The following is a 12577-nucleotide window of genomic DNA, read 5'->3' as shown; positions in this document are numbered from 1 at the left end:
TCAGCCCCAAAAATCCGTATTCTGACACTCTCGTTTAAATCCGAGAACCGGTGTCGGCGCCGCATGATCGTTTCAGGCGGTTGGCACGCTAGGTAGCCTCGACTATGGGGGAAAAATAACCTTCCAGTCCTTCTTCATGTCGACGACCGTCCATTTGTTCGCAACGGCCGCGTCAAGCGCAACGTCCAGTCGGCCGAAATGAGATTTTCGGTCGTAGGCGTATTCTCTTTCGGCATCGGTGTGGTGAACGATAAGTCCAAATCTTGGACCGTTCGTCATTGTTGTCCACTGCAACATCTCCAGATCGCCATCCGAATTGCCGAAAGCCGCGATTGGACGTTGTGCAACGTATTGATAGATGCCGACCGGTTTGCCGCCTTTGTCGTCGATAAAATTGAGTTCCGGAATTCTAACCAATATCGGCATTCCGTCACGCATCTCGAACTTTGTCTTGATCGACGATCCGACAACTTGTTCCGGCGAAACACCATAAACCTTTTTGGTCCAAGGGCGCATGAACTCGACCCCGCCGCCGGACACGATAAATGTCTTGAACCCGTTCGCTCTGAGGTAGGCGAGAAGCTCGAGCATTGGTTGATAAACGAGCGACTCGTAAGGCTTGTTGAAGCGAGGGTGTCGTGCCGTCGCCAACCAGTCTGTGACGATCTTGGTGAATTCGTCAGTTGTCATGCCCGAATGGGTAGCAAGCACCAATTCAAGAAGTCCGCGCTCGCCAGATTCCGCCAAAACTTTCATATCGCCCTCTAGGACGGCCTTGAACGGTTGCTTATTTTTCCATTCGGGATGAGCGGGTGCTAACGCCTTCACGCGATCGAGCGCAAATGCCATCTGAGTATACATGGGCTGCTCGACCCACAGCGTGCCATCGTTATCGAACACTGCAATGCGATCGTCCGGCGCTACAAAATCGGGGCCCCCTGCCGTTGTAACTTTGGCTACGAAATCAAGAATCGATTGTTTTGCGTCGCCCTCGTTCCATGAGGGAAGGGGATCCGTTCCGGCGTCCAGAACGCGTCCGCCAAGCGTTAGAAAGGTCAGAGCAGAGATCAATGTGAGAAGGAAGTATCGACGGCCGATGCGTTGCGTCATGGCTATCACTCCTAAGCTCAAGCGACTGACTCAGGATGGTCGAGTGAGAATTTGACGGATGTTTTTTTTAGTGTCCGGCTGTCAGCCAATTCTCATAACTGGTCTTCTTCAGTCCGGATAATGTCAATATGGTTCGAGCGAACGGGCTGCTATAGGTTAAAATTGAATTTAGTCAGCGTCGACCATCGCAACGCAGCAAGTTGATATGTTTGACGCTGAAATAGACTATCATTACACAGACGATGCTTTTTATGTCGGTTCGAGGGAACGGCGATTTCGTGATCCAAGCTTTTGTAGCATGGCTATGCCGCCCATATTTTTGCGATCGGCACTCTAGCGGGACATAAGCGAACTCGTCCCATTTTTCCCGCTTTGGTCTCCGCGCACGAGGAGATGATCATATTTTCTTCGAAGCAACTCCGAAAATTTCGGGCAATGCTCATTATCCTGACGATGCCGGTAGTTGCGCAATGTCCGCTTGATTAGCCGACTTCGGCATACACGGACTGATAAGACTTTTGCTTGAGTGGTGAGCATAGCTTCTCTCTATGGATTTGGGAGTGAGGCGGTATTTCAGGTCGTTAGCCTCAAACCGCATAACTTAAAGACGAAGAGCAGACTTCAAACCTCTCGCCCGCTCGGTCAAAAAATTGAACTCAACATTGAGAGATACCTATGAAATAGTTTGCTATTGCGTTTCTCGCGTCGCTTTCCGCAATTGCAACTGGTGCTGTTGCCACTCCGGTAGACGGTGACGGCTTCACGGCGCATGGCGTGTTTTGCGGCGGCGAACAGGGCCGTTAAGATAGTAACATGACCGGTACCTTTTTCGCGCAGGTATTGGTATCCGTTGCCCGCGGGCTTTTTAAAGTGCGAACATCCGAAGCTCGTCGTGCAAATGACTCGGAATTGCCCTTTGACCCAAGCTGCCACGCTCGCAGAAGCCTTTTCCGACATCTGCTTGATGGATGCCCCGCTAAATACACGGCTGGCCGCCTATGCGAGCAAACTCCGCGAACTGAATTTTCCCTTTTCCGAGGCCTACGACGACTTGGTCGCGCGGCTCTATGCAGGCGAGGTCGGACATGATGCGCCTTCCGTAGGGACGCTGATGCCCTCGTTCATGCTTCCCTCCAGGTCTGGCGCGCTTGTCAGTCTCGAGGACCTCGTGGCCAATGGACCGTTAGTGATTAGCTTTAATCGCGGTCACTGGTGCCCCTTCTGCAAAATCGAACTCAGCGCCATCTCCGAGTATCATTCGGAGATTGAACGGGCGGGCGCGTACGCAGTTTCGATCATGCCCGATCGGCAGAGTCTCTTGGGCGACTTGAGAGCCATGACGCGCGACGCCATCTTGATCTTGACCGATATCGACAACGGTTATGCTCTCTCTCTTGGCCTTGCGATGTGGGTTGGAGAGAACCTGAAGAGTTTGATGCGGGGACGTGGTTACCATCTCGATGCATTCCAAGGAAACGACGGCTGGTTCTTGCCGCTTCCCGCTACTTTCGTTGTCGGACGAGATTCCACTGTCTTAGCGAGATTTGTCGATCCCGATTTCAGGAAGCGCATGGAAATCGACGAAATTCTTGCGGCTCTCAACACCGGCCCGCGCTGAAGCACTGTTGAGTAGACTGCGATTTAAAACTAGAAGAATAGACGTCAAACTGCGGTATGCCCGGAGTCGGATTTCCGACAGCTTGTCAGGAAAAAATGAATGGCCGAAAAGGCCCTGTCAGACGCACTGAAGGAGTGCACGGCGCGCTGCCAGAACATGAATGCGCCGTTGCCTGTGCGCCTAAAAGCGTTTGCTGATGATGTACGCAACTTAAGCGCAGAATTCGCAGACATCGTCGACAGGATGGTGGCTCGGCTCGAAGAAGCCGGCTTGGGCGAAAACGCGCCCAAACCCGGCGAGCCGATGCCGGATTTTATGATGCCCGATCAAACCGGGAAGCTTCAGAGCCTCGGAAGGTTCATCGAGGCAGGCCCCCTCGTAATTGCCTTTCATCGCGGACATTGGTGCCCTTACTGCCGCATCAATGCGCAAGCGCTTGCCTCTATCGACGAAGAAGTGAGCGGTTTCGGCGGCCAGCTTGTCGCCATCACGCCGGAAACGGAGCGATTCAATGCCGAACTAGGTCTCCAGTGCGGCGCGAAGTTTCCGATCCTTTCGGATATCGACAATGGTTACGCGCTGATGTTGAACTTGGCTTTTCTTGTAGGAGATGAAAAGCGGCGCGCGATGATCGAAGCCGGCTGGGATTTTTCCCCTTTCCAGGGAAACAAGAATTGGACGCTTCCCATCCCGGCAACTTTCATCGTCGGCGATGACGGCCTCGTCAAGGCGCGCTTCATCGATCCGGATTACCGCAGGCGAATGGATACCTTGGAGATTCTGGGTGTTCTGAGGTCGTTGTCTAGGTAACAGCCTGGACGGTTGACGAATTCGTTCTGAGCAATTGCTCTTCGATGACCCGCCAATCCGCTGCTCTTAGCATCTTTATAAGAGTGCTTGCCGCCGTAGAGCGCTGGCGCCCGGCAACAGCATAGACATACACAGTCCTTTCGATGGTCAAGCCGTCGATGTCGAGTTGCTTGGCTTTCATACCGAGCACGGAGCTTTTAGGCGCGATGCCGATGCCGAAATTGCTCTCTAGAAGCGCGGCGAGATCCTGCTCTGTCCAAACGTCGTGCTTTTTCTTAGGGCGGGCGCTGCGTTCATCGAGAAATTGCATAAGTTCCTTTGAGTTCTCGCAGTTGCTACGGCAGAGCAGGCGCTCTTTCGTAAGTTCGGAAGGCGGAACCGCACCGGCAATGGACGCCAATCGATGATCACTGGCTACGACAAGTCTATATGGTTCGGTAAAAAGCGGCCAGGAATCCAATCGCTCCCATGTCTCGTCGTGCGGCCCTGCGAGGGCAACCTCCACTTCGCCCTTCTTCAAAAGCTCCGCCACTTCGTTATTGGTGCCTCGATAAAAGCGAAGCTCGATGCCGGGGAACGCGCGCACAAGTTCGGACAAGAATGAGATCAGCAGCATGATGTTGACTGTAACTGACAGTGCGATTGCAAGAGGCGCGATAGCCCCGCTCTTTATCGATTGTGCGAGAGATTTCGCTGTACTGGCGCTATCGTAGCATTGCTGAAGCATCGGCAGCATTCGATGCCCGAGTTCGGTCAAATGTGAAAGGTTGCGCTCTCTCCGAAAGAGCTCCCCGCCAAGTTCGTCCTCGAGTTGCTTGATAGCGCGCGTCAAAGAGGGCTGAGCAACGTTGCAGCTCTCTGCGGCTCGCGTGAAGTTCAACTCGCGCGCCACGGCCAGAAAATATCGAACCTGATGCATTTCCATTCGGAATAGTCCGAAGCTTTGGCCCGGAGGCAAACACCATCCGGGCAAGGGCCATAGCGACAATAGTCAAAAGCTATTGAAACTTAACTCAAACGATATTTTTGATCCAGCTTCCGCACCGATAGGGTGCGTGCGGACTAAAGCCAAGAAATTGGTATTCGCTGAAACTTCTTCCTCCTCGCCAAAGCCCGCAGGCGGCCATCCCTCCGCCGTCTGCCATCGAGACCCGGTAGCCTTGCCCCCTTGCCTACCGGGTCCCCCTTTTAGATCATTTATGGAGCAGATGATGCAGGTCACTGAGGTAATGGAAAGGGTAAAGCCCAACGCAAGTCTGCGCGGCAAGTCGGCAATCGTAACAGGCTCAACCAGCGGGATAGGTCTCGGTATTGCTCGCGCCGTTGCGATGGCCGGCGCAAACGTCATGTTTAATGGCTTTGGCTCGTCGTCCGACTTAGATCTCCTGCGACAAGAGTTGGAGACACGTTACAGAATCAAGACGGCATTCTCGGGCGCCGATATGTCGAATGAGGATGATATCGCGCGCATGATCGAGGATTCCCGAACAGCGTTCGGTCAAATCGATATTCTTGTGAACAATGCAGGAATTCAGCATGTCGAAGCGATAGAAACATTTCCCGTATCCAAATGGAACGCCATCATCGCCATCGACCTGTCGGCGGCATTTCATACCATCCGGATGGTCGTGCCAGAGATGAAGAAGCGGGGTTGGGGCCGCATCGTCAACATTGCTTCTGCGCATGCACTCGTCGCGTCACCATTCAAATGTGCTTATGTCGCTGCGAAACACGGCATCTTGGGTCTCACGAAGACAGTCGCCCTGGAAGTCGCCGAGCACGGGATTACGGCCAATGCCATATGCCCGGGTTATGTCTTGACGCCACTTGTCGAGAAGCAAATTCCTGAAACCGCAAAAGCCCGAATGTTGACAGAAGATCAAGTGGTCCATGATGTTCTTCTTCATGCTCAACCAACTCGCCAATTCGTGACGACTGAAGAACTCGGCGAACTGACGGTGTTTCTGTGCCAGGATGGTGCCAAGTCTATCACCGGCGCCGCGCTGCCAGTGGAAGGCGGTTGGACTGCGCAGTAGCAATCTCACGGCCGCGCTAATTGATGGGTCGGCATTCGTGCCGGCCCATTTCTTTTTTTGTTACGAGTTGCGCGATAGCCGAGAGCTATCGAACAGAAACGCAATCGATATTTCAAAACCGACCTCCGAACTCGCCATTGTGTCCGCGGAAGGCGCTTTCGCGCTCGACTAGGCAACCTAATTCGGAGTGACACACGATGACATCAAGCTTCAAGACGTTCTGGATACCTCTATCGGTCGCGGGCGCTGTCGCCAGCATTATGCTTGTCGGCATAACCGCAGCAAACGCTGGCGAATGCCCCGCCGATAAAGTTGTGGCGGGTGATGGACAGAAAGCCGGCCCGACGGCCCACAAAGGCGTCTCCGAAAAGCTCCTCGGTCAGATTGATCTCGCAAACGAGAAGATTGCGCTGGCAAATCACCACTTGCGCATGCGCCGCCTCGAGATTGCACCCGGTGGCGAAGTTGCTTGGCACAGCCATGATGATCGGCCGGCTCTGATTTATGTCATCTCAGGCACAATTTCTGAGTATGCAAGCACCTGCTCGGTTCCGATCGTCCATAAGTCTGGAGATCTCTCGATTGAGAGTCATCTGTCGCACTGGTGGAAAAACTCATCGAGCAAGCCCGTCATATTGATCTCCGCCGACGTCGCGACCGACGTGCACGATTCCAATATGTAATGGCCCCCATTTAGCGTGTCATCTCCTTCGACTTACGAATGAGATGACACGCCGAATGGGACGAAATTGCGCGGTTTACATGCAAGCGAACAGAAGGACGCGGTTCATGCCGATCAGTCTTACGCGCAAGGAACTTGAGATGGCTCTGATGCCAGCCGTTACCGTGGTTCCACCGTTTCAATTGCTTATTATCGTGCTGCTGGCATTTTTGACCGTCGTCGACTTGTTTGCGACGCAGGCACTCCTGCCGACGTTGGCTGCTCATTATCGGGTCAGTCCTGCGGCTATGGGACTCGCCGTCAACGCCTGCACGCTCGGGATGGCTATAGGGGGACTGTCTATCGCGCTTTTGAGTCAACACATCAATCGCCGGACAGGAATTCTTGCGAGCCTTCTTGTTCTGTCGATCCCCACATTTCTGCTCGCTTACGCGCCAAATCTCGCAATATTCGCATCATTGCGCGTCGTGCAGGGACTGTGCATGGCCTCGGCCTTCGGTCTAACGTTGGCGTATCTCGGCGAAAGATATACATCCGAACAATCGGCCAGTGCATTTGCCGCCTACATTACCGGTAATGTCGCCAGCAATCTCGTTGGCCGCTTCGTCGCTGCTGCGGTTGTCGATCACGCCGGATTGGCGGCGAATTTTTTTGTCTTCTCAACTCTTAATATCGCCGGCGCGGCACTTGTCTTCGCGACTATCGAGCGAGCCAGGATGCCGGAGATTTTCGATCCCGCTCGGGATTCCCAGTCGGAAGCCTGGTGGTCGCATATCAAGATACCGGAGATGCGAGCCGGCTTCGCTATCGGCTTTTGTATCCTATTTGCTTTCATTGGAACGTTCACGTACGTCAACTTTATCCTGGTCTCGCCGCCCCTTTCGGTTGGCATGATGACGCTCGGCTTCATCTATTTCGTGTTCTTGCCGTCAATCATCACGACGCCAATAGCCGGGACGATTGCTCGAAAGATCGGCCACAAGCCGGCGCTATGGATCGCTCTCGCCGTCGCCGGAACAGGTTTGCCCCTCCTCGTCATTCCATCGCTTCCGGCCGTGCTCACGGGCATGGTGCTCGTCGCTGTGGGCACGTTCTTCGCCCAGGCGCTTGCGACAGGCTTCGTGAGCCGCGCAGCAAGGACCAACCGGGCGGCCGCGAGCGGCATCTATTTGGCGAGCTATTTTACAGGCGGCCTCATCGGGAGCGCCGTACTCGGGCAGATATTCGATCGCTTCGGCTGGTCCGCCTGCGTCGCAGGTATAGGAGTGTCGCTAGCTGTCGCCGCATGGTTGACCCAGCGACTGAATGTGGGAGCCGACAAAACACAATGAAATTGCGTGCCGTTCAACGCTCGGCCGCACGTTTCAAACATGGCTGGGAACGATACGCGACGTCTATCAACTTCGAAGCCAATCGATATTTCCCGACATCCCGGCACTTCCGCATTGTGCTCTGAGAGGCACCGCTAGGGCCTCGTTGGTTCAATCGATCAGGAGACATTCCATGACATTCAAGCTCTCCACGCCGCTTCGCGGCCTGCTCGTAGCGACGGCCGTCGCGTTTGTGTTGCCGATTGCGGTCATGAAGACGATCGCCTTTGCGACGACCAGCGAAGACGGGATCGTCAGAGTGAAAAGTGCCTATGGCTTTGACGATACCGTAACGCGGATCAAGGCCGACATCGCAAAGAAGGGCATCAAGTTTTTTCTCGCCGTCGATCAATCTGACCTCGGCGCGTCCGCCGGTATCAAGCTCAAACCTTCTACTCTCTTGATTTTTGGCAATCCGCCTTTGGGAATCCAGTTTCTGACGTCCGATCCAGATTCCGGTCTTGATTGGCCCGTTCGTTTGCTCGTCAGGCAGGATGAGGGCGGTCAGGTCTGGGCGGTCTACACCGATTTCGATTGGATCGCGAAACGGCACGGCATCACCGATCGTAATGCTCAATTCAAGATGGCATCAGACGTTATCGCCTCGATAACGTCCAGCGTCGCCACGAAGCAATAAGCGGTCGCCAAGAGGCCAGGAGAAGCCACGATGCTCGTTCATAAAGTTAATGCTGGCGCCAGAGCTAACACCCGATCCGACAACCGAACGGCGGGCTACGGGCAAATCGTTCTCGTCTTGCAGGGAGGAGGGGCGCTTGGCGCATATCAGTCCGGCGTTTATCACGCCCTGCACGAGGCGGGGATTGAACCTGATTGGGTAATAGGCACCTCGATAGGTGCCATCAATGCCGCGCTGATTGTCGGTAACGAGCCGGAGAGCCGTCTATCGGCGCTCCAGGAGTTCTGGGGCCGCATGACCCAGCGTGCTGCTTGGGACGCGTTGATGCTTTGGCCACAGCTCGCCTCTGGTCTCTCCTATTGGCAGGCACTGACGAGCGGCATATCGGGTTTCTACAAACCGAATCCGATGGCGTTCTTCGGACCGCATGTGCAGCTCGGAGCAGAAAAAGCCGGCTTCTACTCGACCTCGGAATTGGAATCGACACTAAACGAACTTGTCGATTTCAGCCTGATCCGTCGAAACAAGCCGCGCTTGACCGTCGGCGCAGCGCAAGTTCGAACCAGCCAGATGCGCTACTTCGATAGCTTCGAATCGGAAATCACGGCGAAGCACATCATGGCGTCCGGCGCGCTGCCACCCGCCTTTCCGGCCGTCCGCATCGATGGCGAACTCTATTGGGATGGTGGTATTTTATCGAATACACCGGCTGAAGCGATATTCGATGACTACCCTCGTAAGAACTCACTCGTTTTCGCCGTCCACATGTGGAATCCGGTCGGTCCCGAGCCCGAGACGATCTGGGAGGTGCTGCATCGACAGAAGAACATTCAATACTCGAGCCGGGTCGCGACCCATATTACGCGACAGGCCCAGATCCATCGCCTTCGGCACGTAGTCAAAGAACTCGCTCAATATATTCCGGAAGAATTGCGAACGCGAGAAGATGTGCGTGAATTGACGGGTTATGGCTGCCTGACGCGCATGCACTTCGTGCGCCTTTTATGGTCCGGGCATGAAAACGAAGATCATACCAAGGATGTCGATTTCAGTCAGTCTGGCATCCAAAAAAGATGGCAGGCGGGATACGAACAGACGATGCATGCCGTCCGACAGGCGCCGTGGGAACGCGAAGTAGATCCGCTTGAGGGCGTCTTTCTCCACGAGCCGGGTAATTCCGTCACGATTGGGGAAATGTTGTCACGCGATGCGCTGCCTACGGAATGCTGCCGGGCAACAGAAAACGGGGCCTCGCGTTGCGATGAATAGTCATTCTTATTTCGCGGCTGCGTGATCTAGGGCCGACAGGATATTCGCAATTTCCATGCGGTTGCGAAAATCAGGATCGACGAAGCGATCAATAATTATACCATCCTCGCCGATGACGAACGTGGCGGGTATAGGAAGAAACCAGGTATCGTTGGCATTATACTTCTGCAGTTCCAGGCCATGCTCCAAATAGAGTTTGCGGACATCGTCTCCGAGCCATATCGCGAGTCCCAATTCGAGTGCGTAGCCGTTGTCGATATCGGATAAAATCGTAAAGGCGTCTCGATCGGCCATTTCAGAAATATAAGTCTGAATTTCCGGCATGATTGATACCACGCGGGCGCCTCGACGCGCGAATTCATTCAACGTTCCGCGAAGTGCCGCAAGCTCGATCAGACAGTATTCGCACCAGTGCCCGCGATTGAAGCTGACGACGGCAGGACCTTCTCGAAGTAAATCGTCGAGAGTGAGCAGCCGATTCTCACGGTCCGGAAGTGCAAACGGCGGCATTCTCTCTCCCGTCTTCGGCACAGAGAACCCAGCGTCTCCTGAGCGGATCCGGATGACGAGATCATCGTAAACATTCGCGAAGGGCAGCGAAAAGCGCCTCACGGCTTCCGAAAAAGCGTTCAATCGCTCGCTGAGGGGAATTTCCGACGCGCAAATTCGACGGAAAGCGTCTTCTAAATTTGTATCGCTCATCGGATTGAAGGTTCGCTAGGGCCAAGTCCAATCCGACGATAGCGTCGTCTACCGAGACCAGTCCAGTTTGAAGTCTTGGGCGACGTCGGCATCATAATCAGGTAGGTGCCGACGTCGACGCCATTATGCGAACCTTTATTGGCCACCGAGGCTCCGCCGGATCTGCGCCATTATTTGATCGCGGATACCGCTGAATGACTTGCTGTCGCCTGCCATGCAACTGTCATAGCCTGAAAGCGCCATGCGCATCATAGCTGCTCGGTGACCAGCAGCCATCGTTACCGGCTCGCTGATCGCTTTTGAAAGCGCATCGAACTCCTCGTCGCAACCTGCATAGGCAGGAAACGCAGATACCAAGATGAAAGCGACGCCCGCGACAATCTGTTTGCTGATCATAAATTACCTCCCAAGAAGAATGTGAGTTCTGCCGGGCGCAACGCGCGGCGACTGCGGTCGTAACACCAGTGGCACTGCTCGGGGGCTCTCGATGTAATAGCCAAAAGGTATTGGCCAACGCGCGTAAATTCGCCGAGAAAGCTTCTGTCAAAAACAGATCCGGCTACACGACGGCATGAGCTGTGACACGGATAGTGCTCGACAGCATCGGCGCGAGGATTTGAAGGCTTTCGTCGGAAGTGGAAGACGCCATGGCAAGCGCTATTTTAGATCGCAAAGCTCGAGACTTGGAATGGTCGCGCTTGATGCGCGCGGCGATAGGCGGAGATCAGGCTGCTTATCGCAGACTTCTTGAAGAGCTTCTGCACGCTTTGCGAAAGATGGTTCGTCGAGGTTTCGGCGGCGTCGGAATCTCACCCAACGACATCGAGGATGTAGTTCAGGAAATATTACTGGCGATACACCTGAAGCGCCACACGTGGGACCCGTCGATGCCGCTCACGCCTTGGATCGCCGCAATCGCGCGCAACAAGATGATCGACGATTTGCGTCGACGCCGTCGCCGCCCGGAAATTGCCGCCGATCTGACCGATCTGGATCTCGGAAGAGAGGATCATCAAGGTTCAATTGCCGCGTATGATCTCGTGATAGTGCTGAAGAAGTTGCCGGACCGCAGTCGAGACATCGTTCGGTCGGTGAGCATCGATGGCCATTCCGCTCGCGAGGTCGCTACCAGGCTGGGGATGACCGAAGTCGCAGTGCGCGTAGTATTCCATCGAAGCCTTAAAATACTGACCCAATGGAGTTCCGAGGCCGCCTAGAAATTGCGTCGCGTGATACCCACTGATCGCGATGGATGCCATCGAAAATCTACTCCTGGTCAACGCTGGAAGTTGGACGACTTCGTCGGTTTGTCCTCCGAAAGCGGATGTTGGTCCGAACTTCGGCGACTTCCGCGATCCCGCAGGGGCCATATCGGCTATTGGGACAACCCGGCGCCGTTCGATATTGGATTGCCGGCTTGCTTGGGTGCTCGAGCATCTGGAGTGCTGTCTTCGGGCCGAGTATGCCATTGGCTTTGAGACAGACAAGCACCGCTAATACTTGTCGAATGTCGCGTGTCGAAAACGTGTCGAATTTCCACCATCGCTAGCCCAAAACGCATGGCTAAGCTCGTTTGTGAAGCGAGAATTTTTCTATCGATATCAATTACTTGTTGAGCTGGCGCACCCGACAGGATTCGAACCTGTGACCTTCGCCTTCGGAGGGCGACACTCTATCCAGCTGAGCTACGGGTGCTTCGGCCGAGACTGATAACCCATTCGCGAGGCAGCCGCAAATGCCAACCGCCCGTCTGTCGCGTCACAGCTAAAGGGTGAGACGCGCCGCCTCACCCCAGTGCAATTTCTTCGGGATTTTCTGCTCAATACCGGCAGGGCCGGGCCACCACCACGCACTTGGCGAGCAGGATCGCGCCCTTCTTGCAATCCCACTGGGTATTCTGGGCATTGTAGAAGTCGGCATAGCGGGGGCCATAGAGCCGCCGCACCGTCAATCTCCAGTTTTCCCGCGCCTCGATCCGTGCCTTCTGCGTTCCCGCGCCCAGAATGCCCGTCGCGGACGCGAGCCCCTCGACCGGAGGCCGGCATCGTGGCAGGGCGTTGGCTTCGGTGGCAGCAAAACCGGTGACCGTGGCCGCGGTGGCCAGGGCGAGGGCAGCGAATTTGACGGTCGTGCGCATGACAAATACTCTCCTGAGAGCGACGATTTGCAACTTTGCCGGCCGGCATCCTACATAACGACGGGCGGACTTCAGCCATGGGGGCGCCCCTCTGTCAACGGACGTCTGGCCCAACGAACAGATTGATCCGATAGCGTGGGAAAATGGCCGCGATTTCGCCGCGGTGCGCACTCTCTGAGGCATTTCGATAAACGGCACGCAACCGC

The 12577-nt window shown here is 54.9% G+C and carries 13 protein-coding genes and 1 tRNA gene; 8 read left to right on the top strand and 6 right to left on the bottom strand.

Going from position 1 to position 12577, the window contains the following annotated elements:
• Positions 1-102: 102 nt before the first annotated feature.
• Positions 103-1110 (bottom strand): HAD family hydrolase, encoded by a 1008-nt coding sequence (locus QM780_RS12050; RefSeq protein ID WP_415070705.1) that lies wholly within the window; start codon positions 1108-1110, stop codon positions 103-105.
• 916 nt (positions 1111-2026) lie between these two features.
• On the opposite strand from QM780_RS12050, the gene QM780_RS12045 reads away from it, so the two are divergent.
• A complete protein-coding gene (locus QM780_RS12045) occupies positions 2027-2728 on the top strand; it encodes a peroxiredoxin-like family protein (protein ID WP_415070704.1) in 702 nt (233 codons plus the stop codon).
• 99 nt (positions 2729-2827) lie between these two features.
• A complete protein-coding gene (locus tag QM780_RS12040) occupies positions 2828-3538 on the top strand; it encodes a peroxiredoxin-like family protein (protein WP_415070703.1) in 711 nt (236 codons plus the stop codon).
• On the opposite strand, the gene QM780_RS12035 is transcribed toward QM780_RS12040, so the two are convergent.
• Entirely contained in the window at positions 3531-4463 is a 933-nt protein-coding gene (locus QM780_RS12035; protein WP_415070702.1) for a LysR family transcriptional regulator, read from the bottom strand. The two genes, QM780_RS12040 and QM780_RS12035, sit on opposite strands and share 8 nt — an antisense overlap.
• 274 nt (positions 4464-4737) lie before the next feature.
• Between QM780_RS12035 and QM780_RS12030 the strand changes: the two genes are divergently transcribed.
• The 5 genes from QM780_RS12030 to QM780_RS12010 all read left to right on the top strand — a co-directional run bounded on the left by QM780_RS12030 (position 4738) and on the right by QM780_RS12010 (position 9532).
• Positions 4738-5574, top strand: a complete 837-nt coding sequence (locus QM780_RS12030) for a 3-hydroxybutyrate dehydrogenase (protein ID WP_415070701.1) — start codon at positions 4738-4740, stop codon at positions 5572-5574.
• 197 nt (positions 5575-5771) lie between these two features.
• A complete protein-coding gene (locus tag QM780_RS12025; protein WP_415070700.1) occupies positions 5772-6257 on the top strand; it encodes a cupin domain-containing protein in 486 nt (161 codons plus the stop codon).
• Between the two features lie 139 nt (positions 6258-6396).
• The gene (locus tag QM780_RS12020) at positions 6397-7587 is read left to right on the top strand and encodes an MFS transporter (protein ID WP_415072031.1); all 1191 of its coding nucleotides are present in this window, start codon (positions 6397-6399) and stop codon (positions 7585-7587) included.
• A 172-nt stretch (positions 7588-7759) separates the two neighbouring features.
• Positions 7760-8263 (top strand): DUF302 domain-containing protein, encoded by a 504-nt coding sequence (locus QM780_RS12015; RefSeq protein ID WP_415070699.1) that lies wholly within the window; start codon positions 7760-7762, stop codon positions 8261-8263.
• Between the two features lie 30 nt (positions 8264-8293).
• Positions 8294-9532 (top strand): patatin-like phospholipase family protein, encoded by a 1239-nt coding sequence (locus QM780_RS12010; protein ID WP_415070698.1) that lies wholly within the window; start codon positions 8294-8296, stop codon positions 9530-9532.
• Between the two features lie 6 nt (positions 9533-9538).
• On the opposite strand, the gene QM780_RS12005 is transcribed toward QM780_RS12010, so the two are convergent.
• Entirely contained in the window at positions 9539-10234 is a 696-nt protein-coding gene (locus QM780_RS12005) for a peroxiredoxin-like family protein (protein WP_415070697.1), read from the bottom strand.
• Positions 10235-10369: 135 nt separating this feature from the next.
• The gene (locus QM780_RS12000; protein ID WP_415070696.1) at positions 10370-10630 is read right to left on the bottom strand and encodes a hypothetical protein; all 261 of its coding nucleotides are present in this window, start codon (positions 10628-10630) and stop codon (positions 10370-10372) included.
• A 251-nt stretch (positions 10631-10881) separates the two neighbouring features.
• On the opposite strand from QM780_RS12000, the gene QM780_RS11995 reads away from it, so the two are divergent.
• Entirely contained in the window at positions 10882-11451 is a 570-nt protein-coding gene (locus QM780_RS11995; protein ID WP_415070695.1) for a sigma-70 family RNA polymerase sigma factor, read from the top strand.
• Between the two features lie 401 nt (positions 11452-11852).
• Here the strand turns inward: QM780_RS11995 and QM780_RS11990 are convergent.
• Together QM780_RS11990 and QM780_RS11985 are read right to left on the bottom strand one after the other, a co-directional pair.
• A tRNA-Arg gene (locus QM780_RS11990) sits at positions 11853-11929 on the bottom strand.
• Positions 11930-12053: 124 nt separating this feature from the next.
• The gene (locus tag QM780_RS11985; protein ID WP_415070694.1) at positions 12054-12371 is read right to left on the bottom strand and encodes a hypothetical protein; all 318 of its coding nucleotides are present in this window, start codon (positions 12369-12371) and stop codon (positions 12054-12056) included.
• Between the last annotated feature and the right edge of the window lie 206 nt (positions 12372-12577).

The organism is Hyphomicrobium sp. (genome assembly GCF_047600905.1).
Taxonomy (GTDB): domain Bacteria; phylum Pseudomonadota; class Alphaproteobacteria; order Rhizobiales; family Hyphomicrobiaceae; genus Hyphomicrobium_B.
Note: the sequence above shows the minus strand (reverse complement) of the source record. Positions and strands in the feature narration are given on the sequence as shown.

What these genes read in the sequence shown, in the direction of transcription:
- QM780_RS12010 (WP_415070698.1), top strand. Translation starts at nt 8,294, where the DNA reads ATGCTCGTTCATAAAGTTAATGCTGGCGCCAGAGCTAACACCCGATCC.
- QM780_RS12030 (WP_415070701.1), top strand. Translation starts at nt 4,738, where the DNA reads ATGGAGCAGATGATGCAGGTCACTGAGGTAATGGAAAGGGTAAAGCCC.
- QM780_RS11995 (WP_415070695.1), top strand. Translation starts at nt 10,882, where the DNA reads ATGGCAAGCGCTATTTTAGATCGCAAAGCTCGAGACTTGGAATGGTCG.
- QM780_RS12000 (WP_415070696.1), bottom strand. Translation starts at nt 10,630, where the DNA reads ATGATCAGCAAACAGATTGTCGCGGGCGTCGCTTTCATCTTGGTATCT.
- QM780_RS12025 (WP_415070700.1), top strand. Translation starts at nt 5,772, where the DNA reads ATGACATCAAGCTTCAAGACGTTCTGGATACCTCTATCGGTCGCGGGC.
- QM780_RS12050 (WP_415070705.1), bottom strand. Translation starts at nt 1,110, where the DNA reads ATGACGCAACGCATCGGCCGTCGATACTTCCTTCTCACATTGATCTCT.
- QM780_RS11985 (WP_415070694.1), bottom strand. Translation starts at nt 12,371, where the DNA reads ATGCGCACGACCGTCAAATTCGCTGCCCTCGCCCTGGCCACCGCGGCC.
- QM780_RS12015 (WP_415070699.1), top strand. Translation starts at nt 7,760, where the DNA reads ATGACATTCAAGCTCTCCACGCCGCTTCGCGGCCTGCTCGTAGCGACG.
- QM780_RS12035 (WP_415070702.1), bottom strand. Translation starts at nt 4,463, where the DNA reads ATGGAAATGCATCAGGTTCGATATTTTCTGGCCGTGGCGCGCGAGTTG.
- QM780_RS12020 (WP_415072031.1), top strand. Translation starts at nt 6,397, where the DNA reads ATGGCTCTGATGCCAGCCGTTACCGTGGTTCCACCGTTTCAATTGCTT.
- QM780_RS12040 (WP_415070703.1), top strand. Translation starts at nt 2,828, where the DNA reads ATGGCCGAAAAGGCCCTGTCAGACGCACTGAAGGAGTGCACGGCGCGC.
- QM780_RS12005 (WP_415070697.1), bottom strand. Translation starts at nt 10,234, where the DNA reads ATGAGCGATACAAATTTAGAAGACGCTTTCCGTCGAATTTGCGCGTCG.